Origin of the sequence: Polaribacter sp. (assembly GCF_965660385.1) — a bacterium.
Taxonomy (GTDB): domain Bacteria; phylum Bacteroidota; class Bacteroidia; order Flavobacteriales; family Flavobacteriaceae; genus Polaribacter.
Window position 1 is genome coordinate 15125 of the sequence record NZ_CBFHZT010000016.1, and the last position, 23112, is coordinate 38236.

The 23112-nt window shown below is 30.6% G+C and carries 20 protein-coding genes; 6 read left to right on the forward strand and 14 right to left on the reverse strand.

Annotated features, from left to right (window positions below; all coding sequences use genetic code 11):
- Positions 1-63: 63 nt before the first annotated feature.
- On the reverse strand, positions 64-1278 hold the full coding sequence (locus tag ACTG3V_RS06755) for an aminotransferase class V-fold PLP-dependent enzyme (protein ID WP_439131387.1): 1215 nt from the start codon (positions 1276-1278) through the stop codon (positions 64-66).
- A 98-nt stretch (positions 1279-1376) separates the two neighbouring features.
- Here ACTG3V_RS06755 and ACTG3V_RS06760 point away from each other — a divergent pair, with 98 nt between their 5' ends.
- Positions 1377-2696 (forward strand): serine hydrolase domain-containing protein, encoded by a 1320-nt coding sequence (locus ACTG3V_RS06760; protein ID WP_439131388.1) that lies wholly within the window; start codon positions 1377-1379, stop codon positions 2694-2696.
- A gap of 95 nt (positions 2697-2791) precedes the next feature.
- Positions 2792-3139, forward strand: coding sequence for a phage holin family protein (locus ACTG3V_RS06765; protein ID WP_439131389.1), 348 nt, complete (start codon positions 2792-2794; stop codon positions 3137-3139).
- Here the strand turns inward: ACTG3V_RS06765 and ACTG3V_RS06770 are convergent, their stop codons facing one another.
- The gene (locus ACTG3V_RS06770) at positions 3140-4102 is read right to left on the reverse strand and encodes an L-threonylcarbamoyladenylate synthase (protein WP_439131390.1); all 963 of its coding nucleotides are present in this window, start codon (positions 4100-4102) and stop codon (positions 3140-3142) included.
- A gap of 41 nt (positions 4103-4143) precedes the next feature.
- Positions 4144-5820: an RluA family pseudouridine synthase gene (locus ACTG3V_RS06775; RefSeq protein ID WP_439131391.1), complete on the reverse strand. Its 1677-nt coding sequence runs from the start codon at positions 5818-5820 to the stop codon at positions 4144-4146.
- Between the two features lie 428 nt (positions 5821-6248).
- On the opposite strand from ACTG3V_RS06775, the gene ACTG3V_RS06780 reads away from it, so the two are divergent.
- The gene (locus ACTG3V_RS06780) at positions 6249-7904 is read left to right on the forward strand and encodes a glycosyl hydrolase 53 family protein (RefSeq protein ID WP_439131392.1); all 1656 of its coding nucleotides are present in this window, start codon (positions 6249-6251) and stop codon (positions 7902-7904) included.
- Positions 7905-7960: 56 nt separating this feature from the next.
- On the opposite strand, the gene ACTG3V_RS06785 is transcribed toward ACTG3V_RS06780, so the two are convergent.
- The 3 genes from ACTG3V_RS06785 to ACTG3V_RS06795 all read right to left on the reverse strand — a co-directional run bounded on the left by ACTG3V_RS06785 (position 7961) and on the right by ACTG3V_RS06795 (position 12915).
- Positions 7961-9091, reverse strand: coding sequence for a PepSY-associated TM helix domain-containing protein (locus ACTG3V_RS06785; protein ID WP_439131393.1), 1131 nt, complete (start codon positions 9089-9091; stop codon positions 7961-7963).
- Positions 9092-9148: 57 nt separating this feature from the next.
- Positions 9149-11572: a TonB-dependent siderophore receptor gene (locus tag ACTG3V_RS06790; RefSeq protein WP_439131394.1), complete on the reverse strand. Its 2424-nt coding sequence runs from the start codon at positions 11570-11572 to the stop codon at positions 9149-9151.
- Between the two features lie 494 nt (positions 11573-12066).
- Positions 12067-12915: an OmpA/MotB family protein gene (locus ACTG3V_RS06795; RefSeq protein ID WP_439131395.1), complete on the reverse strand. Its 849-nt coding sequence runs from the start codon at positions 12913-12915 to the stop codon at positions 12067-12069.
- Between the two features lie 112 nt (positions 12916-13027).
- On the opposite strand from ACTG3V_RS06795, the gene ACTG3V_RS06800 reads away from it, so the two are divergent.
- A complete protein-coding gene (locus ACTG3V_RS06800; protein WP_439131396.1) occupies positions 13028-14011 on the forward strand; it encodes an FAD:protein FMN transferase in 984 nt (327 codons plus the stop codon).
- A 59-nt stretch (positions 14012-14070) separates the two neighbouring features.
- Positions 14071-14496 carry a hypothetical protein gene (locus ACTG3V_RS06805; protein ID WP_439131397.1) on the forward strand — a complete coding sequence of 142 codons (426 nt, stop codon included), beginning with the start codon at positions 14071-14073 and terminating at the stop codon, positions 14494-14496.
- A gap of 10 nt (positions 14497-14506) precedes the next feature.
- On the opposite strand, the gene ACTG3V_RS06810 is transcribed toward ACTG3V_RS06805, so the two are convergent.
- The 8 genes from ACTG3V_RS06810 to ACTG3V_RS06845 all read right to left on the reverse strand — a co-directional run bounded on the left by ACTG3V_RS06810 (position 14507) and on the right by ACTG3V_RS06845 (position 21220).
- Entirely contained in the window at positions 14507-15277 is a 771-nt protein-coding gene (locus ACTG3V_RS06810; protein ID WP_439131398.1) for a class I SAM-dependent methyltransferase, read from the reverse strand.
- 5 nt (positions 15278-15282) lie between these two features.
- Entirely contained in the window at positions 15283-15594 is a 312-nt protein-coding gene (locus tag ACTG3V_RS06815; RefSeq protein ID WP_439131399.1) for a cupin domain-containing protein, read from the reverse strand.
- A gap of 2 nt (positions 15595-15596) precedes the next feature.
- Entirely contained in the window at positions 15597-16406 is an 810-nt protein-coding gene (gene map, locus ACTG3V_RS06820; RefSeq protein ID WP_439131400.1) for a type I methionyl aminopeptidase, read from the reverse strand.
- 162 nt (positions 16407-16568) lie between these two features.
- Positions 16569-17117, reverse strand: a complete 549-nt coding sequence (locus tag ACTG3V_RS06825) for a thioredoxin family protein (protein WP_439131401.1) — start codon at positions 17115-17117, stop codon at positions 16569-16571.
- Positions 17118-17160: 43 nt separating this feature from the next.
- On the reverse strand, positions 17161-18678 hold the full coding sequence (gene gpmI / locus ACTG3V_RS06830) for a 2,3-bisphosphoglycerate-independent phosphoglycerate mutase (RefSeq protein WP_439131402.1): 1518 nt from the start codon (positions 18676-18678) through the stop codon (positions 17161-17163).
- 88 nt (positions 18679-18766) lie between these two features.
- Positions 18767-18991, reverse strand: coding sequence for a hypothetical protein (locus ACTG3V_RS06835; protein ID WP_439131403.1), 225 nt, complete (start codon positions 18989-18991; stop codon positions 18767-18769).
- A gap of 49 nt (positions 18992-19040) precedes the next feature.
- The gene (locus tag ACTG3V_RS06840; RefSeq protein ID WP_439131404.1) at positions 19041-20129 is read right to left on the reverse strand and encodes a family 10 glycosylhydrolase; all 1089 of its coding nucleotides are present in this window, start codon (positions 20127-20129) and stop codon (positions 19041-19043) included.
- Between the two features lie 5 nt (positions 20130-20134).
- A complete protein-coding gene (locus ACTG3V_RS06845) occupies positions 20135-21220 on the reverse strand; it encodes a carbohydrate-binding family 9-like protein (protein ID WP_439131405.1) in 1086 nt (361 codons plus the stop codon).
- 111 nt (positions 21221-21331) lie between these two features.
- On the opposite strand from ACTG3V_RS06845, the gene ACTG3V_RS06850 reads away from it, so the two are divergent.
- Entirely contained in the window at positions 21332-23077 is a 1746-nt protein-coding gene (locus tag ACTG3V_RS06850; RefSeq protein WP_439131406.1) for an aromatic amino acid hydroxylase, read from the forward strand.
- Positions 23078-23112 lie beyond the last annotated feature (35 nt).

A 23112-nucleotide genomic window follows, 5' to 3' on the forward strand; every position in this document is an offset into this window, starting at 1 on the left:
AAAAAGGTTGAGAAAATTTTCTCAACCTTTTTTTATTTTGATGTAATTTCCTTTAAATTCTATTTACGATAACATCATTTTAGCGCGTTTAACACCTGCAATAAAAACATCAATTTCATCTTTTGTATTGTAAAAAGAAAATGAAGCTCTTACTGTACCCGGAATTTGGTAGTAATCCATAATTGGTTGTGCACAATGATGGCCAGTTCTAACAGCAATACCTAATTTATCTAAAATAGCACCAATATCGTAAGGATGAATTCCATCAATATTAAAAGATATTACAGCCGTTTTTTTAGAAGTTGTTCCGAATATTTTAAGTCCTTCAATTTTTAACAATTCTTGGGTTCCATATTGTAAAAGTTCATCTTCATAAGATGCAATATTATCAAAACCAATAGCATTCATATAATCAATTGCAGCACCAAAAGCAATTCCTCCACAAATATTTGGGGTTCCAGCCTCAAACTTATGAGGCAAACCAGCATAGGTTGTTTTTTCGAAAGAAACAGTTGCAATCATTTCTCCACCACCTTGATAAGGAGGTAATTTCTCTAACCATTCTTGTTTTCCATAAAGCATGCCAACACCTGTTGGCCCACATAATTTATGTGCAGAAGCTACGTAAAAATCAACATTTAAAGCTTGTACATCTGGCTTTATGTGGGGTGTAGCTTGAGCACCATCTATTAAGACAGCAGCATCAACTTTATGAGCAGCTTCAATAATTTCTTCAATTGGGTTTAGAGTTCCTAAGGCATTTGAAACATGATTACAGAAAACCAATTTCGTTTTATCATTTAATAAATTATGATAAACTTCCATATTTAAGGCACCCTCATCAGTCATCGGAATTACCTTTAAAACAGCACCCGTTTTTTCACATAACATTTGCCAAGGCACAATATTAGAATGGTGTTCTAAAGCAGATACAATAATTTCATCATCTTTATGTAAAAGTGATGCAAATCCGGATGCTACCCTGTTTATTGAATCTGTAGTACCAGATGTTAAAATGATTTCGTAAGCTTGTTTTGCATTAAAATGTTGTTGAATTTTAATACGTGCTTCTTCATATTTATCAGTTGCTTCTTGACTCAATGTATGCACACCTCTATGAATATTTGCATTGTAGTTACTATAATAATCAACAATGGTATCTATAACAACTTGTGGAGTTTGTGAAGTTGCTGCGTTATCAAAATACACTAAAGGTTTTCCGTGAACAGTTCTTTTTAAAATAGGAAAATCTGCTCTAATTTTATCAACATTAATCATACAAATCATTTTAAGATACAAAGATAAAACTTGATTTCTGAAACCCATAAGAAAGCTAATATGATTTTCTTATTTTTACATCACTAAAACTTTTTTTAATGAAGATTTTTAAACGAATATTACTTTTACTTTTGGCGATAATTATTTTAGTAGTTATTTACAATTACCCAAAATTGAATATTTTAGCGGGTTATTCTGCAAAAAATACAGCTTCTTCTGTTTTTGTGGCCAATAGAACTTTAGCGTTTACAGACACTACTGATAATAATTTTTCTCCTGTTAATTTAGCTTCAGATGAAATTAATGCTGATAAAAAAACGGCAACCGCTTCCGTTTATGGGTTGTTAACCAGAAAGGCCATTATTAGAGAAGGTCTAGGATCTGTTTTAACTTTAGACGAAAGTGATGAAACTGCGCCTTATTTATCACCAAAAAGAGCAGAGCCAGATAATACCACTCCCTTTCCATATGGAAATGCAACCCAAAAAGATACCGTTTTTGCAAATGTAGCTTATAATAAGCTCAACGAAACTGTAGATGCTGTTTTTGGTAAAAATAAATCGAGAGCAGTGGTTGTTATTTATAAAGATCACATCATAGCAGAGAAATATGCTGATGGTTTTAACAAAGATTCTAAAATTTTAGGATGGTCTATGACCAAAAGTGTTTTAAGTACGGTTTTTGGGGTGATGCAATATCAACAAAAATTAAAAGTAACGGATGAAGCACCAATAGAATCTTGGCAAGATGACGAACGTAAAAATATTACCATACATAATCTTTTACAAATGAATTCTGGTTTAGAATGGGATGAAAACTATGATGAAATTTCTGACGCTACAAAAATGTTGTTTTTAGAAAGAGATATGACCAAAATGCAAGAAAACAAGCCATTAACAGGGAAAATTAATGCATCTTGGAACTACTCTTCAGGAACATCAAATTTGTTATCGGGTATTGTTCGCAATCAGTTTAAAACACATCAAGACTATTTAGATTATTGGTATACCGATTTAATTGATAAAATAGGCATGAATTCAATGGTTTTAGAAGCAGATTTATCAGGTAATTATGTAGCTTCTTCTTACGCTTGGGCAACTCCAAGAGATTGGGGGAAATTCGGACTTTTATATTTACATAGAGGAAATTGGAATGGGCAACAGATTTTTGCTGAAGATTGGGTAAATTATGTATCAACACCAACACCAACTTCAAACGGAACCTATGGTGCTCAATTTTGGTTAAATACAAAAGGACAGTTTAAAGATGTGCCTAAAAATATGTTTTTTGCTGATGGGTATCAGGGACAAAGAGTGTATATTTTACCAGATCAAGATTTGGTAATTGTAAGAATGGCATTGTCTTGGATGGATGAAAATAAGTTTTTAAAGGGGATTTTGGAATCAATAGAACAGTAATTTTAAATCAACTCTTAAAATGACTGAAACCTGCCAAAACTTCCGAAATTCATTTTGGTACAATTTTGGCAATCAATAGGTTAAAACCAAAAAATATGAAAACCTTTTTAAAAATTTTATTAACGGCAGTTGCTGTGGTTGTTTTGGCTAATATTTTACCAGGTGTAGCTGTTACAGGTTATGGAGCTGCTATTATTGTAGCCATAGTAATTTCTTTATTGAATCTCTTTGTTAGGCCTCTTTTAATCTTTTTTACGTTGCCAGCAACCATTGTAACGTTTGGGTTGTTCTTGTTTGTAATTAATGCAATAATTATTCTTTTGGCAGATAAATTGGTTGATGGTTTTGCAGTATCTGGCTTTTTAGCAGCGTTCTTTTTTAGTATTTTACTATCCATTTTTAGATCTTTCCTTTTTTCGCTATTAAAAGAAGAAAAGCGATAATTACTCTTGAAAAGCTGCTCTTTCTAAACGATCGTTCATAGATTTTCCTAAGCCAACATCAGGCATTTTTTCAACAATAATGATGTCTAATTTTTGATGATCTAATTGATGTAAAGCGTCGTATAATTTTGAAGCAGCTTCTTGCAAATCGTTGTTTTTTGAGAGTACAATTTCTGATTTTATACCTTTATTTTTATACGAACTACTTAAAGTTAACACGCCAATTTTTTTATTAGCATACAGTTGTATGTCATTTAAAACAGTAGAAGTTAATATGGTTTTTGTTAAAGGCGAGTAATGTTTTTGTAACATTCCTGGAGCATCTGGATTTTGTTCTTTTTTATTTTTCACAGTAACTTTTCCAACAACAGCTTCAATATCTTCTAAAGCCAAAGCACCTAATCTATAAATAATTGGTTCTCCATTTTCAAAACCAATAATGGTAGATTCTATTCCGTTTTTACAAGCGCCACCATCTAAAACCATTTTAATATCGTCTTTAAAATAATGTGCTACATGTTCTGGTTTTGTTGGGCTTATGTTGTTAAACGGATTCGCACTTGGTGCAGCCAATGGAAAACGCAATTGCGTTAATAGTTGCAAAGTTGTTGTATGATTGGGAATACGAACAGCTACAGTATCTTTTCCAGCAGTAATTAAATCAGGTATGTTTTTATGCTTTTTTAAAACTAAAGTCATAGCACCTGGCCAAAAAGTTTCGGCTAACAATTTTGCTTTTTCTGGAACTTCTGCAACAATATCTTGTAAAGCTGCTATAGTTGCAATATGAACAATTAAAGGATTAAAAAAAGGACGTTTTTTAGTTTCAAAAATTCGTTTAATTGCTTTTTCGCTAAAAATATTTCCGGCTAAACCATACACAGTTTCTGTGGGTATGGCTACCAACTCTTCGTTGTTTAAAAGTACAACTGCTTTTTGTATGTCTTTAGAAATGATACTCATCTTTTGCGATTGCAAAATTACACATTAAAATGAATAGTTTTTTAAAAATCAGCAGGAACTCTAAAACTCATTTTCTTTAAAGTTGATGGATGTAAAAACTCAATATATTCTGCATGTAAATGCAATCGGTTTGTTTTTTTACCATACAAATCATCGCCTAAAATTGGTGTATTTAAACCGTTTTTATGGGCAGCATGCACTCTTAATTGATGCGTTCTGCCAGTAACAGGATAAAAATAAACGCGTGTTTTACCATCTTTAGCAGCAATCTTTTCCCAATGTGTTTCTGCATTTTTACCATATTTAAAATCTACCAATTGCTTGGGTCTATCATCTAAATCTACACGTAAAGGCAGTTGAATAGTTCCTTTTTTCTCAGTTAAAATGCCATCTAATACAGCAACATATCGCTTTTTTACAGTTCTTTTTATAAACTGACTTTGTAAAACAGCATTCGCTTCTTTTGTTTTTGTTAATACTAAAATACCAGAAGTAGACATGTCTAATCGATGTACAATTAAAGGACCAGTTGCCTTTGGGTATTTCTTTTTAATTCTAGTATAAACAGAGTCTTTAACTGCTTTTCCAGGAACAGATAAAAACTCAGCAGGTTTTAGAACTACAACTAAAACATCATCTTCGTAAACAATTTTTAGTGCTTGGTTTTTTGCTAGGTTTTCTAGTAATACATTTTTATCCATTTCAATGCCTTTAAGCATATGGGCTAAAATGGGTTTACATCTACTTTGGCAAGCAGGATAATAATTTTTATGTTTTCTAACAGTTGAGTTTGGTGATATTCCCCACCAAAATTCTGCCATGGTAATGGGTTTTAAATCATTAGCAAAAGCATATTGTAGCAATTTAGGTGCAGCACATTCGCCAGAACCAGCAGGTGGTTTTATGTTAGGATCAGTAAAAATATCTAACAAATGTTTTTGTTCTTTTTGTTGATTTAAGAAAGCGTAATTTTCAAATAAGGTTTGCTGTAAATAGTTTGAAATCTCTTTTCGTTGCTTTTTTAAAGCCTTTATTTTATCTTCAAAAACAGAAAGTTGCTTTTGTATTTTATCAATTTTAAACTGATAATACTCTTGCAATTCTTTGTAAAAAAATTGCTGATTGTAACTTTCTTGTTGTAGTTGTAACAGTAATTTTTTAAAAGCTGTTTCATGTAAAGAAGCAAGTCCCTTTTTTTTTCTAGCTTTTCTATCAGCTTTGGCAAGTTTCATTTTTTTTCTTTGAAACGCTAAATCTTTTTCTATTGTGGTATGTAAACTGTTAAATTGTTCTTTTAATTGTAGATAGTTATTTTGTTGCTCTAAAAGACCAATTTTAGTATTTATGGTATTAATTTCAGCTTCTCCTTTTGTGTAAAAACTACCATCAGTTCTCATGTTAAAAACGGGTGGTACAAATTTTTTAGGTAAACTATTATCTTCTAATTTTCCTGAAAAAGCAGCCAAATATCCTAATTCTTTTTCTTGGGTTTGCACTACCAAAACTCCAAACATTTTACCAATTCCTTTATTTAGATTTGGGTTTTGTAAGCCAAAGTTGTGATTGAAATCCGTTTGATGTTCTAAATAATGTTGAATTTCTTCTGCAGCAATTTTGGCTAGTGGATGAGGTTCGTAGTAAAACGGAAAGGTGAATTTTTCAGGAAGTTGAATACCTAACACATTTGTTTTAAAATGTAAAAAGTGATTTAATTTCATTCAAAAAAAGTATACATACTTATTGATTATTGAAAGAGTTTACTAAAACAATGCTTAAACTTTTCTATAAATTACGCAACAAAGATATGTAAAACACCTGTTGTACTTTTTAAAAACGCCTAAATTTAATCATTGTCTTGTTGCTACTAACACTGCTTTTTATCACATAGATGATAAAATACCTTTTGTTGAGAAGTTTAAAGTAGGGGTTTATCAGTTTATAAACATCATTTTTTCTTTTATATAAGTAAAACACTATTTTACTGAAATATTATTTAGTATAGGTATGTTCTAAATTATCATATTTAACAAAAAATCTGTTAACTTTGAAAAGTTAAGTTGGGTAAAGTTAAAAACTATGCAAAATAATCATCCAAAATTAGGCTTAGACTGATTAACAATTTATACTGCCATAAAAAACATATCAAATGAAAAAAATAATCTTTTCAATTCTTATACTGTTTCCTAGTTTTTTGATATCACAATCTATAGAAATTATTTCTTACGGAGAAAATCCTTTAGTTGTAAACCCTATAACTGGGAGTGATTTAACGGTTAATTACAAATATACAAGTGAAGCTGGTTCAACCGGAAATCACATTTTTATTGGTTTAGAAGTGTTAGATGAAAACAATAATTATGTTTCTTATGTAAATGGAAAAACTTTAGAAAACCAAACCCCTGGCACTAATAAAACAGGTAGTGTTTCTTTTTTTGTAGGTAGTATTCATAAAAATTCTTCAGATTTACCCACTGGTCATTATTACCAAGTTAAAGCAACTTTATACGCAACTGGTAGTTGGACAGAAAATGCTTGGGCAGGTTATTGGAATTCACCAAAATTAACAATAGAAATCGATACTAACCAACAATTCAGTACAACTAAAATTGCAAAAGGTGCAGATATTAGTTGGATGACAGAAATGGAAGATCAAGGTTACACATGGAAAGATAATAATGGAAATACAAAAGAGTTAATGCCTTTGTTAAAAGAATATGACTTAGATGCTGTAAGGTTAAGAGTTTGGGTAAATCCAGAAAATTCTGGTGCAAATGGTTGGTGTGATATTGACGATTTAGTAGTAAAAGCAGAAATAGCAAAAGCAAACAACTTAGATATTATGCTTACAATTCATTATAGTGATTGGTGGGCAGATCCTGGAAAACAAAACAAACCATCTGCTTGGGCTAACTATTCAGTTTCACAATTAGAAACCGCTGTTACAAACCATACAACAGATATACTTAATGCCTTAAAATCAAAAGGGATAACTCCTAAATGGGTTCAGATAGGGAATGAAACTAATGATGGAATGTTATGGACAACTGGTAAAGCATCTACAGGTGGTTTTGCGAATTATGCCAAATTCTTAAATGCTGGTGCAAATGCTGTTAAAACGTTTAATAATGATATTAAAACCATCTTACACTTAGCAGAAGGTAATAATAATGCTTTGTTTAAATGGAACATTGGTGGATTAATTAATAATGGTTTTCAACTCAATAATTTTGATATTATTGGAATGTCTTTATATCCTAATGAAAACAACTGGAAAACTTATGTAGATGATACTTATACTAATATGATTGATTTAAAATCAAGATATAATAAAGAAGTAATGATGGTAGAAATAGGTTTTGCTTACAATCGCCAAGATATAAGTTATCAATTTATTACCTATATGATTGAAAAAACAAAGCAAGCAAATGGATTGGGTGTATTTTATTGGGAGCCTATTGCAAGAAGCCCTTTTACCTCATACGAAAAAGGCGCTTGGGACTCTGATGGAAGCCCTTCTATTGCAATGGATGCCTTCTCAAATCAATCAACATTACGTATAGAAAATGTTAAAAATGTTGTAGAAAATTTTAGTATTTATCCAAATCCAATAAAAAATAGTATTACAGTTAACACATCCAAAAAAATAATTTACAGCCTAAAACTTTATGATATTAAAGGGTATTTGGTAAAGGATAAAAAAGGAAATAAAAGCAGTTTAGAGGTAGATATTTCTAAACTAACACCAGGTATTTATTTCTTAAATATAAATAATAAGGCTGTAAAAAAAATAGTTAAACTTTAATATCATAAGAAAATTATAACTTCAAAATAATACAGTTGTTATTGTACCTAAGGTTATTAAGAACCTACTCTTTTTTGCTTTTTATAATTTCTTCCATACCACAATAAAACACCAGTTACAGGTAAACTTGCAGTTAACAAACTAATTACAAATGCAATTATTTTACCAGCAATTCCACCAATTGCACCTATGTGTATGTCATAATTCATACGTTGAATTTTGTCTGCTACATTCGCATTTTTATATTTTCCATATATACTTGGAGTTTCAATTTCTTCTAGCGTATTTTGATCAAAAAACCTAAAATCAGAGTCATAATACAAGCCTTTACTGTTTGAAACTTCTACATAAATACTCTCATCTTTTGTTTTAGGATAATGCAGTTCAAAACTTTCAGCATTTGGGTTTTCTTTAGATAATTTTTCGATAAGATAATCCATAGGAATTTTAGCATCTTTATCACTGATTTTTCTTTTGTTTTCTGGTATAATAAAACGAGCCGCTTTTTCTCCACCTGTTGCTTTATAAACCACATATTTCAACCAATTGTAAGACATCATTGAGCCTGTAAAAGCCAAAACTAAGGCTAAAGAACAAATATAAAAGCCAACTACTGTGTGCAAATCAAAGTTTTTACGCTTCCAACGTGTGTTTTTTTTCCAATCAAACGTTAAACGTTGTTTGAGGTTTTTACGTTTTTTTGGCAGCCACAAAATAAATCCTGAAATGATGATGAAAATGAACATTAATATGGAAACTCCAACCACTTGTTCACCAATTTCTTTTGGCAACCAAAGTCGCATATGACCTTTTAATATGAATGCAAAAAATCCAGAAAGATGATTATCTACTTGAATAAGCTCTCCAGAATATGGATTTAAGAATACACTTTGGTAAAATTCTGGCTTAGCATCATAGAATATTACTTCAATGGCATCATCATCTTTTTTAAATAACGTTCCATGAACTGTGTTGTTAGGAAAAACATTTTTTGCCAGTTCTTTAGCTTTTGTGGGTGTTAAAATAGGCTCGTTTTTTGGAACTACTTTTTTGTAGTCATCATAAAGGCTTTCAATTTCGTCTTTAAAAGTCCAGCAACAACCAGTAATTGCAACTACAAAAACCACCAAGCCTGTTGTTAATCCCAATATTTTATGAAGCTGAAGTATGAATTTTTTAAAGTTCATTTGTAAAAAATTTAAAAGAGCAAGACCTTTAAAGTCCTGCTCTTTTTTTTTGATTTATTAAAATTGATATGAAATGTTTGCCAATAAAGCTCTAGGCATTTGTGGATTTATGGTAGTCCAACCTTTATAATATTCTTTATTGAAAGCATTATTTAGCTTTAATCCAAGTCTGTATTTATCTGCTTGGTAAAAAACGGAAGCATTAGCAATGGTGTAACTTGGTAAAATAAATTCGCCAGTTGATTGGTAGTTAATTGCAAAACGATCGCTTGCACCGTTAAATCCAAAACCAAGTCCAAAACCATCTAAAGTTCCGTTTTGAAATTCGTAATTCGCCCAAAAGTTATACAAAGTTTCTGGACCTGCTTCAAGTGGTCTTCTATTTAGGATTTCTGTATTGTCAGATTCTGTAGTCTCACTATCATTATTACTAAAACCAGCTCTAATATTTAATCCTTTTATAGGGTTTGCGTTAATTTCAATTTCAAAACCTTTGCTTACCACTTTTCCTCCTTGTATTTTATTAAAAGGGGATGAAGGATCAGTAATTACGCGATCTTTCACATGAATATCATAATAACTTATAGTTGCATTTAATCTATTATTAAAAAGATTTGTTTTGATACCAAATTCTAACTGATTGGCTTGTTCAGGGTCAAAAGTTTGTAAGGTTTGAGGACCATTATTTGGATCGCCAACTAATTGAGGTGCTACATTAGTAAACCCATTTTGATAATTTCCAAACACAGAAAGTTTATCTTTTATAGGTTGATATACTATTCCAAATTTTGGAGATAATGTGGTTTGATTAAAATCATCTTCAAGATTTGTTAAATTTCCTTCATTATCAAAATGATCTAATCTTAAACCTATCATAGCAGAAAATTGATCTGTGAAATTGATAACATCAGAAGCATACAAACTATAAATATGATATTTTGACTTTACGTTACTAACGCCTTGTGAAGCTAAAGCTTCATCAACTCCTGAAGTTGAAAGTGGAAATAAATCTGTTTCTACATCAGCTGTAAAAGGATTATCACCATTTGAACCTCCATTTGGTGTTATATTTCCATAAAAAGCATATCCAGTACTATTGTTTGTTTGCGTTTCATTAAAATAATCGATACCAATAACTATTCTATTTCTAAGTGAAGCGATTTTGAAATCACCAATAAAGTTTTGTTGAATATCAGTGGTTAGTGTGTTCGCATTTTGTTTATTAATAAAACGTGTAAACGTATTATTACCTAAAATACCATAGTCGAACAAATACGAATAATAGCCTTTTGTTGATGTAGAACTTTTTGAAAGTAAGGTTTGTGACTGCCAATTATCAGACATTTTATAATCCATTTCAATTCTGTAATTCTGGGTTGGGTTTTGCAACGTTAAATCGTTACTTGTAAACGAAAGTTTATTATTGTAACCCAATTCTTCAAGATTATTAGCTTCTGTTGGGGCGCTTCTATTTAAGAATAAAAAGGTTGGGTTGGTTTGTTCTGCCTGTGTAATTTCTCCATAAAAAGAAAACGAAAGTTTGTTATTTACTTTATAAGATAAAGAAGGGGCTATAAAAAAGGATTTTCTAAAACCTGCATCTTGAAAACTTTGCGCTGTGCTGTAAGCTGTATTTAATCTAAAATACAAATTGTCTTCTTTACTTAAAGGCGTATTAAAATCACCTACTATTTGATTTAGGCCATAAGTTCCAGAAGTAAAAGATAATTCTCCTCCAGTTCCAACATAGGGCTTTTTAGTAACAACATTTATAAGTCCACCATAAGAACTTACTGCATTTCCAAACAAGGTTGCAGAAGGTCCTTTTAAAACCTCAATACGTTCAATATTTGCAGGATTTATGGTTCCATTGGTTAAACCAGGCAATCCATTTACTAATTGGGGTTGTAAAGAAAAGCCACGTAACGAAAAATATCCTGCTCCATCTCCACCACGTCCTGTTGAAGTCCATAGTTGTTCTACACCAGTTGCATTTTTTAAAGCATCATCAAAATTTGTTACTATTTGCGATTTTAAAATTTCGTTAGTAACTGTGCTGTATACTTGCGTGTTTTCGATGTCTTTTAAAGGAAGTTTTGAAACATAAGCCGTTTTTTTTCTTGAAAATTTGTTACGACGCTCTCCATTAACAACTATTTCGCTTAAAATTTCATTTCCCTCATAAAGTGTTATTGATTTTAAAGTTGTGTTTTGATTATTAGCAATTGAAAATGAAATTTCCCTCGTTTTAAAACCTAAATAAGAAATTAAAAGTGTGTAATTGCCATTTTCTAAATTTGAGATTTTAAAACTTCCATTTTCATTAGTTTGTGTGCCTTTAGTTGTGTTTTTTAAAGATACGTTCACACCAAAAAGAGGGGTTTGTGTGTGGTCTTTTATTGTTCCAGTTACTGATCCACTTTGTGAAAAAGATAAATTTGTTACTAGAAATAAGGTTAAGATTGATAATAGATCTTTCATTGTTTTTATTTAGATTTAATATAAATAATATTTTTTTGGCAAATATATCTACCCATTTTAAATTGACCAAATTATTTATAATAAATCTAAATAATAATTTTTTGATGCGATGATGCTATCTAATTATTTTGCTTTAAGACTATAATAGTTTTTGCAAAAAAATTAATTCAAGGTGATTTTTAACTTTATTATCGAAGTTATTTTAAGTTTATGGCTATAGATTAAGTAATGATTATTATAAACTAGCTATTGCTTTTATTTCTGTTTTTCAATTTTAATTTGCATCTCAAACAGAAAATTATCTTAATCGCATATAATAAGTTTTTTGATGTTTATCCAAGCTCAAAAATTGTATGTGTTTTTAGAGGTTTAGCAGTTGTAATTAGCTTTAGAAATGTCCATTCAAAAATTTATGTTTCTTTACAATAGTAAGTTGTTTAAACAAAAAAAACCAACTTTTTCAAGTTGGTTTTCAATAACAATTAAAACTAAAATTATTCAGCATCTTGCTCTAATAAATCAAAAAATTGATTTAATTTAGGCATAATAATAATTTTGGTTCTTCTATTTTTTGCTTTATTTTCTTTAGTATCATTAGGTACTAAAGGTATATACTGACTTCTACCAGCCGCAATTAAACGCTGTGGTTGTACTCCATACTTATACTGTAAAATACGCGTAATTGAAGTTGCACGTAGTGCAGATAAATCCCAGTTATCTTGAATAAGGTTTCTTTTAATTGGTGTAGAATCTGTATGCCCTTCAATCATCACTTCCATTTCAGGCTGTCCCTTAATTACTTTTGCAATTTTTTCTAATACTGTATAGGCTTTATCAGTTACATTATAACTTCCTGTTTTAAATAATAATTTATCAGAAATAGAGATAAAAACCACTGTTTTTTCAACGTTAACTTCAATATCTTCATCTTGTATACCATCCGTTAAATTCTTAGTTAAATGGTATTTAATCGCTAAATTCAAAGAATCTTTTTGAGTCATAGCTCTTCGAATTCCGTTGATATATTTATCTTTTTCACTCAATTGAGAAATTACATTGTTAATTCCTTCTGATGATGACTTTGATAAAACCGTTAAATTTTCAACCTGTTTTAAAGCGTTTTTCTTATCTTCTTTTAAAGACGCAACTTGATTGCTAAGTGAAGATACTTGAGTGATTTGTTTTTCTTTTTCAATAAGGCATTTTTGCAAAGTGGTTTCCACTTTTAATAATTCATCTTTTGTTTTTGCATGATTCAACTCTAATTCTGCGTATTGTTTTTTAGATACACAAGAACTTATTAAAATTACAGACAATGCTACTAATGCTGTTGTTTTTTTCATAATTTAAAATTAAATTTAGGTTACAAATTTAACAAAATCGAGAGATAATAAATGCTTTAAACAAGATTTTGTGAAAATTTTATATACTATTTTTGTAGAAATATTTTTTTAAATGAAAACTACGCAAACTGTGCTCTTTTTATTAACGCTAATTATTTTTACAAATTGTAAAAAAGAAATAGTAAAAGAAGATTATGTGTTACAAGGTGGCGTTTTTGGTACTTCGTATAAGATTACTTATTTAAATGCAACTAAAAACTATCAAAAATCGTTAGATAGTTTATTCTTAAAAATCAACAATTCAGTATCTACATACATACCAAATTCAGCGATTTCAAAAATAAATAACGGAGAAGAAGGAGTTGTTCTTGATACTATTTTTAAAGAGGTAATGCAAAAGGCCAAGCGTATATATAAAGAGACCAATGGTTATTTTGATCCAACAGTAGGAAACTTAGTAAATGCTTATGGATTTGGCCCCAAAAACGAGAAAAAAAATCTTACTAATGCAGAAATTAAAGACTATATGCAATTTGTAGGATTAAATAAAGTTATATTAAAAGATGGTGAAATTGTAAAAGAACACCCAAAGGTTTATTTAGATTTTAACTCTATTGCTAAAGGTTTTGGAATTGATATTGTTGCTCGATTTTTAGAAACTAAAAAAATAGAAAATTATTTAATTGAAATTGGAGGTGAAATACGCGCTAAAGGTACAAAAGCAAATCAAAAACCATGGTTAATTAAATTGGTAAACCCTGTAAAAGCTGACGATAATGATGGGTTTAAGGTGATTGATTTAACTAATAAATCTATGGCAACCTCTGGAAATTACAGAAAGTATAGAATTACTGATGATGGTAAAAAGTATGTGCACACCATAAACCCTAAAACAGGGTTTGCTACTGAGAGTAACTTGTTAAGTGCTTCTGTAATTGGCAAAATGGACTGTGCAGATGTAGATGCCTACGCAACTGCTTTTATGGCCATGGGTTTAGAGAAAACAAAAATATTTTTAAAATCTAGAAAAGATTTAAAAGTAATTTTAATTTACACAGATGCTGATGGCGCTTTGTTAGAATTTTCTACCTATTAATTGTAATGGTTATCAAATACTCTTTAAATTCGCCACTTTTAAGGATGAAAATTTTGAATATGAAAAAAATTATATCAATTTTAATGTTAGTTTTTGGCTTGTTGCAAATCAATGCACAAACCAATACAAAATTAGCTTATAGCTATATTAGAAAAGCAAATAGAGCCATCGAAAAAAGTATCGATTACTCAGAAGCTTTTATCAATTTTAATAAAGCTGTTAAATTGCTAGGTGTTATTAAAGACAAAAATATAGCGAGTTTAGGAGCTAGAACTTATTTTGAGGTACATCACAAACAGAAAACAATTCAAAAACAAATAAAGTTTTTAGAAATATCTCATATTTATTCTAGGCAGTACTTTTTATTGGCGACAAATAAAAATACAAATGATTATAGGCAAAATGTTGAACTATACACCTTATCTAGAAAAACACTCAAAAAGTTACAATACAAATTACGAAGTAGGGGAATGGCTAAATTCTAAATTTAAGCTATCATTTCTTATAACAAACAGGTAAAATTTCACCTTTCATCAAACAAAATTGTTCTAGTTTCTCTGGAGCGATTTTTTTTGTATAATCAATTTCATCAACTTTAAAACCTATGTTTCTTAATTTGTCAAAATAATCACGACCATACACTCTTACATGATCGTATTGACCAAAAATTTTAGCCCGTTCTTTTTTGTCTGTTATTGAATTGTCTTCGAAAGTTTTTTCTCGAGATAAATCTTGTGGAATTTGAAAAATACCAAATCCGCCTTTTATCATCACTCTAAACAATTCTTGCATGGCTTTGGTATCATCTGTAATATGTTCTAAAACATGATTGCAAAATACAACATCAAACTCATTATCTTTAAAAGGTAAATTGCAAATATCTGCTTTTACATCTGCTATAGGGCTTTCTAAATCAGCAGTAATGTAGTCTAAATTTTTTTGTTTTCTAAAGATGTCTAAAAAGCATTGTTCTGGTGCAATATGTAAAACTTTTAGTTTTTTGGGTGATGAAAAAAAATTAGTTTCATCTTGTAAAAAAAGCCACATTAAACGATGTCTTTCTAAAGATAAAGTGGATGGCGAAAGTGCATTTTCGCGCTGTTTTCCATATCCATAAGGTAAAAACTTACGAAAAGATTTTCCATCTATAGGATCCGTGAATTTATCACCTTTTAAACTTAACGCAATTACTGGACGAACAATATAACTTAGTTTTATCAACCAAGGTCTAGGAATTGTATTTAATATCGATTTGAATACAGACATCAACTTTATTTATAATCTTCTCTAACAGGAGAAAAAATATCTGTTATTTTGCAGTTAGTTATGGCTTTTCCTTGATGTTCTGCATTAGATGGTATTGAAAGTATTGTTCCAGGTGTGTATCTTTTAGTTTCACCATTAAGAGTCATTTCAAACTCACCTTCAATAACTTGTGTTGTTTGCTCATGAATATGAGAGTGTAATGGAAGTATTGAACCAGCGTCAATTTCCCAAAAAGCAATAGTAAAAGATGCCGTATGCAAAAAACGACCTTTAAAACCTTTAATTATTTCTTTTTGTTCAATTTCAGATATCTTCATTACTATAAATTTTGTCGAAATTCATCTTCTTCATGAGTAACTATGCCAAGCGCTTCATTTACATATTTAAAGGTTGATAATAGTTCTGGTTTTCCATTAACAATAGCAACATCGTGCTCAAAATGTGCAGAAGGTTTGTTGTCTAAAGTAGTAATAGTCCATCCATCTGAATGCTGTTTGATTTGGTGTGTTCCCATATTTGTCATAGGCTCTATGGCTACTACCATACCTTCAGTAAATTTTTTACCTCTTCCTCTTCTACCATAATTTGGCATTTCTGGGTCTTCGTGCATTTTGCGACCTAAACCATGGCCAACCAATTCTCTAACAACGCCATAACCATGTTTTTCGGTAAAATTCTGAATTGCAAAACCAACATCTCCAACTCTGTTTCCTGCCTTAAATTCGCGGATTCCAACGTATAAACTTTCTTTGGTAACTTCTAATAGTTTTTTGGTTTCAGCATCAATTTCACCAACAGCAAACGTATAAGCATGATCACCATAAAAACCATTTTTTAAAGCACCACAATCAATAGAGATGATATCTCCTTCTTTTAGTGGCTCTTTGGTAGGGAAACCATGTACAACTTGTGAATTTGGACTCATACATAGTGTATTTGGAAAATCATACAAGCCTAAAAAACCAGGAATTGCACCTTGTTCTCTTATAAAATCTTCTGCAAGTTTATCTAAATATAAAGTAGAAACACCTGGTTTTACTTCTTTAGCAAGCATTCCTAAAGTTTTAGAAACGATTAATGCACTTTCGCGCATAATTTCTATTTCTTCTCTAGTTTTAATCTTTATCATCTTAAAAAAATTGAGCCACAAAGTTACTATATTTATTAGGAATTATTTAAAAACTATGCTTGATACTATTGAAAATTAAAAAGACACCAATTTCACAAATTCATTCGAATAAAATTCGTTAGAATCTGTGAAATAGGTGTCTTAAAAAAGATTAATTATTAGTTACTCATTCTTATCATAAGCATGTTTATAAGGCGCTCCTGTAACAATTTTTAAAATATCTTTTTCCATGGTTTCTCTTGGTCTTTCTACAAAACGCCCAATTTCTTTACCGTCTTTAAAAAAGATAAAGGTTGGCACTCTTACCAAATCAAAACCATCTTGTAAATTATCTGGTGTTTTTTTATTTCTGCCTACAGTAACCAACTCAAAATAGTCTTGGTCAAAACCAGTTTGTTCTAAAATTTTATAAAAACGCGGTACACCTCTTTTGCTGTCTCCACACCAAGTGCCCATAAAACCTTTAATAGTATAGTTGTTTATTATTGGTTTAAGTTTTTCAATAACTTCGGTATCTGTTTTGTATTCAGCATATCTGCTGTCAAACCATGGCTTGTATTTTACATCATCAAAAGAGGCTTTGTTGGCAATACCTATTAAATAACCTCTATCATTTTTTGTAGCTGTTGCTTCTTTTGCTTTTTTTCTAACAATTTTTTGAGTGGCTTCTTTTTTATTTTCAACTGCAGATTTATTAGCATTGCATGCCATAAAGATAAGAGTTGAAAAAAGTAGGATTAGATTTTTCATAGTTTTATAATAGTGAATGTTGTGTCATTTCTTTTGGTTGTGCTACCCCAATTAATTCTAAAATAGTTGGAGCAACATCACCTAAAATACCACTTTTAATTGATTTAATTTCATCATCAATTAAAATAAACGGAACTGGATTCGTAGTGTGCGCTGTATGAGGTGAGCCATCTGGGTTCATCATCGTTTCGCAATTTCCATGATCTGCAATTAATAAAGTACTGTATCCATTAGCTAAACCTGTTTCAATAACCTCTTTTGCACAAATATCTACAGCTTCACAAGCTTTTATAGCGGCTTCCATAATTCCTGTATGGCCTACCATATCTCCGTTTGCGAAGTTTAAACAAACAAAATCTGCTTCACCTTTTTTTAAGTCTTCACAAAGGGCATCCTTTAATTCGTAGGCAGACATTTCTGGTTTTAAATCGTAAGTGGCTACTTTTGGTGAGTTTCTTAAAATTCTACTTTCTCCATCAAAAGGAGTTTCTTGTCCGCCAGAAAAGAAAAAGGTAACATGTGGATATTTTTCTGTTTCCGCAATTCTAATCTGCTTTTTACCAGCTGCTGATAATACTTCTCCTAAAGTGTTTTTAATGTTGTCGTTATTGTAAATTACATTAAGTCCTTTAAAAGATGCATCATATAAAGTAATCGTTGTGTAATAAAGATTTAACTTTTTAGTATTTTGCTCTGGGAAATCATTTTGCGATAACATGTTTGTTAATTCACGGCCTCTATCTGTTCTGTAATTAAAGAAAATTATTGCATCTCCTTCTTCAATCTGTGCTTTTGGAGCACCATTTTCATCGGTTACAATAATTGGCTTATGAAATTCATCTGTTAAACCATCTTCATAGTTATGGTTTAGGGTTGCAATAACATCAGTAGTTTTTGTGCCAATACCGTTTACAACACCATCATAAGCTTCTTTAACACGTTCCCAGCGATTATCTCTATCCATAGCATAATAACGACCTGTAACTGAAGCCAGTTCTCCAGTACTTTCTTTCATGTATTCTTGAATGTCATTGATGAAAAAAGTACCCGATTTTGGATCACAATCACGACCATCTGTAAATGCATGTAAGAACACATTATCCACTTCGTTTTCTTTGGCAACATCTAAAATTCCTTTTAAGTGGTTAATGTGAGCATGAATTCCACCATTAGAAACCAGGCCTAATAAATGTACTTTTTTGTTGTTTTCTTTGGCGTATTTAAACGTATCTAACAATACTTTTTCTTTGCCTAACGTTTTTTCTTTTACAGCTTTATTTATTCTTGCTAAATTTTGGTACACAATTCTACCTGCGCCTAAATTCATGTGTCCCACTTCAGAATTTCCCATTTGTCCTTCTGGTAAACCTACATGTTCTCCATCCGTTCTTAGTTGTGCATTTGGGTATTTATCATACAAAGAATTAATGTAAGGTGTTTTTGCATTGTATATGGCAGATACTTTTGGGTCTTGTGTAATTCCCCAGCCATCTAAAATCATTAAAATTACTTTCTTGTTCATTTGTGTAGGTTTGAAGTGTAAAAATAAGAAAGATTTTGATGATATTTTTAAAATTTCACGAAACCGATAACGTAAATGACGATTAATATTAAAACACTAAAAATAATAAGGTTTTTTCTGAATTGTTTCCTGTTTTCTTGTGTGAGTTTTCTTTAATTTTTAAAAGTTCTTCTGATGTAGCTTCTTTATTAAAATGGAGTTTAATTTTACTTTTAGTGGTGTTGTTTTTGATTTTATCAAAAGCAGAAACACGTGTTCTCTTGTTGTTTTTTAAACTTGTAATCATTGCAGAAACTGCACCACCAAAACTCATAACTTTATCTTTTGATTATAAGTAGTTAAAAATCAACAAATGTTACCATTTATCTATGGTTAAATTCTGATTTTAGTTTAACAAAAACAGCTTTTTGTGCATTCGTTAAATCATCAGCAGTAAAAATTGAAATTCCTTTTGCCCCATTTTCTTTAGCAATTTTTATGGCTTTTTCTAAATCTTTAGGTTTTCTTAAGGCAGGTGAATATAAGCCAGCAATAATTGGAAAATCAACATCAGCAACACCTTGTTTTGTTGCAAAACCAATCCAATTGATATTTTCTCTGTAAAAATTTTGATATAACATTGGGTAAGCTTTATCTAAATTCCAATCGTTCCAAGCTTGCCTTACCATTTGTCTAGACATGGTTGGGAATGGAAAAACGGCAGCTGTCACTTTTTTGTTTTTTTGATGTGCAATATCAATGATTTCATTCACCAAAGAGGTAATTGCATTTAACCTGAACTGACGCCATTCAGTAGATAATTCAGGATGAATAAAGTCAATAGGATCTTTATCAAAAATCGCTTTGAACTGTTTTCTTGCAATTGGGTGATAATCATAATCAAACTCAGGCATTTCTGTGTCTTGCACTAAATTGTATTTTGGTTGTAAATCTGCCCCTAAAATTACATCGGGATAACGCACATAGTCTAAATGAACAGAAGCTAAACCCTCAACTTCCATTAGTTTTTTAGCATTCTCAATCACATAGTTTCTAGCTTCTGGATGAAAAGGGCTCAGCCATTGATAATAATCTACGTACGCTCTATATTTTAAAGAATTTTGTCCATTTTTATTTACAGCATACCATTCTGGATGTTGCATGGCTAAGGAATCGTTTGGTCTGTTTAATGTCCATAACCAACCATGGACTTTTATGCTTTTTGTTTGGGCAACTTTTACAATTTTGCTCAAAATTTCTGGAGAACCACCCACTAAAATCTCGCTAATTCCTAAGGAATCGTAATAGCTTATTTTTTGTTGCCATTTAGGTAAATTAAATGAGTTGTCAGCAGAAGTCCAAGTAGAAAAGGTGAATTTTTCTTTTTTTATGATACCAATATCTTTTTTTTGGTTGGTGCAACTGTGTAAAAATGCTACCATCAAAATACTTCTTAAAACTTTTTTAAACATATTTTTTAATTTCTTTGTAATAAACCATCTTCTCGAATACTATATTTTTGTTGTAGTTTTTTATTTTTAGTGATGATGTTAAACCCACTATAAGTTTTTAAAAATGTAGCATCTATTTTGGTATTTTTATAATCAATAGTTTCAAAATTAATGATAAAACCAGCAGGCTTATCTTTTAAATATTGAAGTTTGCCGAAGTTAATTTTTCGATACAAAGCATAACTTATTTGTTCTGAAATAATAGATGTTTTGGGTGTGAATACCACGTTTTTAGAAGCATTTTTTGTTGAAAATTGTAAATAACCCCAGTTTTCAGGAAGGTGCATATTTATTGCTCCTTGATTGCTCCATACCCAATTGTATTCTGGTAAAAAATTATCATCTACCTTTTTTCTTTGGTAGGTTTTATGAATGATATCAAAATCCCATTCTACTCTAGAAAAGTTTATGCGCCACTGTTCACCATCTATAGGTATTGATTTTGGGTTATTTTTTAAAGCGATGAGTGGTTTTAAGGGAATTGCCATTTCTACTGCCCAAAATTCATCTTCATCAGAAAAATCATTTAAAGAACCTTTTATAAAAATTGCAGATTGTAATTGAGTTAAATTCCATGTATTTATAGGTTTTCCACCTACGTTGTACGGTTTATTTAGCAATAAATCCCAAACAGTATTTAGCGGGTTTATTTCAATTTCTCCATACATGTGGGTATCATTTGACGGATTTATAAAAACCTCAAAATCATTATTGTAAAAAATAACTTCATCTCTTTTTGTAATATCTCCCCAAATGTGTTTTTCTTTTAATTTAGCATACACATATAAAAAAGTATCATCCCAAAGCATTTTAACTTTTGTGTCTTGTTTAGGAATTTTTACACCTTCAATATCTATAAAAGAATCCGTAAATTTTGCGTTTTTCCAATCTTTTTCATCTGGTTTGCCATCAATTATAATTTCTGATGTTACTTTATGAACCACATAATTTTTAGGTATTATGATGTGATCAGCAACAGTTACCCGAATTTTTTCTTTGGATGAGCAAGAAATAAGTACAGTGAGGACGCCAATTTGGAACAATTTTTTCATCAGTTTAAAGCCTTTGAAAGCTAATTTAAGAAAAAATCAATGATAAATATATTGTATTGAAGTTAATGTAGAAATCCGTAAATTTACAACAACAAAATTACGATATTCATAATGAAAACGCATTTTAAGCTCAATGAAGTCACCAAAAAACTCCCTAAACATTTGCATAAGTTTGTGGTAAAACAGCCTTATGATGAATATACAGCTCAAAATCAGTCTGTTTGGAGGTATGTTATGCGAATGAATATTGACTTTTTAAGCAAAGTTGCACACAAATCTTACATACCAGGACTAAAAAAAACTGGAATTTCAACAGAATCTATTCCACATATGGAAGGAATGAATAGAATTTTAAAAGAAATTGGTTGGGCTGCAGTTTCTGTAGATGGCTTTATTCCGCCAAATGCTTTTATGGAGTTTCAGGCTTATAATGTTTTAGTGATTGCATCAGAAATGAGAACAATAAATCATATAGAATATACACCTGCACCAGATATTATTCATGAGGCAGCAGGGCATGCACCCATTATTGCAAACCCAGAATATTCCGAGTATTTAAGACGTTTTGGAGAAATTGGAAGCAAAGCCATTTCATCTGCCAAAGATTATGAAATGTATGAGGCAATTCGCCTTTTATCAATTTTAAAAGAAAATCCAAATTCTGCAGAAAAAGAAATTCAAGAGGCACAAGAAAAAGTAGAATGGTTACAAGAAAATATGGGAGAATTGTCTGAAATGGCAATGATTAGAAATTTACATTGGTGGACTGTAGAATATGGGTTGATTGGCACTTTAGAAAAACCTAAAATTTATGGAGCAGGTTTGCTTTCATCAATTGGCGAGAGTGCTTGGTGTTTGCAAGATAAAGTTAAAAAAATACCGTATTCTATAGATGCTGCTACCGTTAATTTTGATATCACCAAACCACAACCTCAATTATTTGTAACACCAGATTTTGCGTATTTAAGCTTGGTTTTAGATGAATTTGCAAACACAATGGCCTTGAGAAAAGGTGGTTTAAATGGTGTTAAAAAATTAATAGATTCTAAAGGTTTAGGAACTATTGAGTTAACAACAGGAATTCAGATTTCTGGAAACTTTGACAAAGTAATTCCGTTTAAAAATAACAAAGTTGCTTATTTTCAAACTATTGGAGAAACTGCACTAGCCAATAGAGATAAAGAATTAATTGGCCATGGAATTGCAAGGCATAAAAATGGTTTTGGAAGCCCAATTGGAAAGTTAAAAGGAATTAATTTACCTATTGAAGATATGAGCCCAAGAGATTTAAAAGCTTATGGTATTTATGAAGGCGAATTTATGACCTTAGAGTTTGAAAGTGGTATTATTTTAAAAGGCAAAGCCATTACTGGAACACGAGATTTACGAGGTAAAATTTTAATCATCACTTTTGATGAATGCACAGTAACATACAAAGATGAAATATTGTTTCAACCAGAGTGGGGTTTGTATGATATGGCAGTTGGTAAAGAAGTAATATCTGCTTACGCAGGTGCTGCTGACGTAGATTCTTTTACAGATGCTACCAAAGTATCTGAAGTAAAAACACATAAAATATCATATACCAATAAAGAGAAAGAATTGTACGCTTTATACGATAAAGTTCGTAAAATGAGAGTAACAAATTCAGCAACAGAAGAAGAGCTAACCTTGTTATTTCATCAATTAAAAAAAGACTTTGCTAAAGATTGGTTGCTGTTTTTAGAAATTTATGAACTGGCAAAAACGAATAGTTACGCTTTACAAACCGAGGTTTTAGGTGTTTTAAATGATTTAAAAAGTAATAAAAGTTACACAAACCTTATTGAAAATGGTTTAAATTTGCTGCAAGTTTAATCATAATAGAATGGGATTATTTGACATTTTTAAAA

What these genes read in the sequence shown, in the direction of transcription:
- ACTG3V_RS06755 (WP_439131387.1), bottom strand. Translation starts at nt 1,278, where the DNA reads ATGATTAATGTTGATAAAATTAGAGCAGATTTTCCTATTTTAAAAAGA.
- ACTG3V_RS06760 (WP_439131388.1), top strand. Translation starts at nt 1,377, where the DNA reads ATGAAGATTTTTAAACGAATATTACTTTTACTTTTGGCGATAATTATT.
- ACTG3V_RS06765 (WP_439131389.1), top strand. Translation starts at nt 2,792, where the DNA reads ATGAAAACCTTTTTAAAAATTTTATTAACGGCAGTTGCTGTGGTTGTT.
- ACTG3V_RS06770 (WP_439131390.1), bottom strand. Translation starts at nt 4,102, where the DNA reads ATGAGTATCATTTCTAAAGACATACAAAAAGCAGTTGTACTTTTAAAC.
- ACTG3V_RS06775 (WP_439131391.1), bottom strand. Translation starts at nt 5,820, where the DNA reads ATGAAATTAAATCACTTTTTACATTTTAAAACAAATGTGTTAGGTATT.
- ACTG3V_RS06780 (WP_439131392.1), top strand. Translation starts at nt 6,249, where the DNA reads ATGAAAAAAATAATCTTTTCAATTCTTATACTGTTTCCTAGTTTTTTG.
- ACTG3V_RS06785 (WP_439131393.1), bottom strand. Translation starts at nt 9,091, where the DNA reads ATGAACTTTAAAAAATTCATACTTCAGCTTCATAAAATATTGGGATTA.
- ACTG3V_RS06790 (WP_439131394.1), bottom strand. Translation starts at nt 11,572, where the DNA reads ATGAAAGATCTATTATCAATCTTAACCTTATTTCTAGTAACAAATTTA.
- ACTG3V_RS06795 (WP_439131395.1), bottom strand. Translation starts at nt 12,915, where the DNA reads ATGAAAAAAACAACAGCATTAGTAGCATTGTCTGTAATTTTAATAAGT.
- ACTG3V_RS06800 (WP_439131396.1), top strand. Translation starts at nt 13,028, where the DNA reads ATGAAAACTACGCAAACTGTGCTCTTTTTATTAACGCTAATTATTTTT.
- ACTG3V_RS06805 (WP_439131397.1), top strand. Translation starts at nt 14,071, where the DNA reads ATGAAAAAAATTATATCAATTTTAATGTTAGTTTTTGGCTTGTTGCAA.
- ACTG3V_RS06810 (WP_439131398.1), bottom strand. Translation starts at nt 15,277, where the DNA reads ATGTCTGTATTCAAATCGATATTAAATACAATTCCTAGACCTTGGTTG.
- ACTG3V_RS06815 (WP_439131399.1), bottom strand. Translation starts at nt 15,594, where the DNA reads ATGAAGATATCTGAAATTGAACAAAAAGAAATAATTAAAGGTTTTAAA.
- map (WP_439131400.1), bottom strand. Translation starts at nt 16,406, where the DNA reads ATGATAAAGATTAAAACTAGAGAAGAAATAGAAATTATGCGCGAAAGT.
- ACTG3V_RS06825 (WP_439131401.1), bottom strand. Translation starts at nt 17,117, where the DNA reads ATGGCATGCAATGCTAATAAATCTGCAGTTGAAAATAAAAAAGAAGCC.
- gpmI (WP_439131402.1), bottom strand. Translation starts at nt 18,678, where the DNA reads ATGAACAAGAAAGTAATTTTAATGATTTTAGATGGCTGGGGAATTACA.
- ACTG3V_RS06835 (WP_439131403.1), bottom strand. Translation starts at nt 18,991, where the DNA reads ATGAGTTTTGGTGGTGCAGTTTCTGCAATGATTACAAGTTTAAAAAAC.
- ACTG3V_RS06840 (WP_439131404.1), bottom strand. Translation starts at nt 20,129, where the DNA reads ATGTTTAAAAAAGTTTTAAGAAGTATTTTGATGGTAGCATTTTTACAC.
- ACTG3V_RS06845 (WP_439131405.1), bottom strand. Translation starts at nt 21,220, where the DNA reads ATGAAAAAATTGTTCCAAATTGGCGTCCTCACTGTACTTATTTCTTGC.
- ACTG3V_RS06850 (WP_439131406.1), top strand. Translation starts at nt 21,332, where the DNA reads ATGAAAACGCATTTTAAGCTCAATGAAGTCACCAAAAAACTCCCTAAA.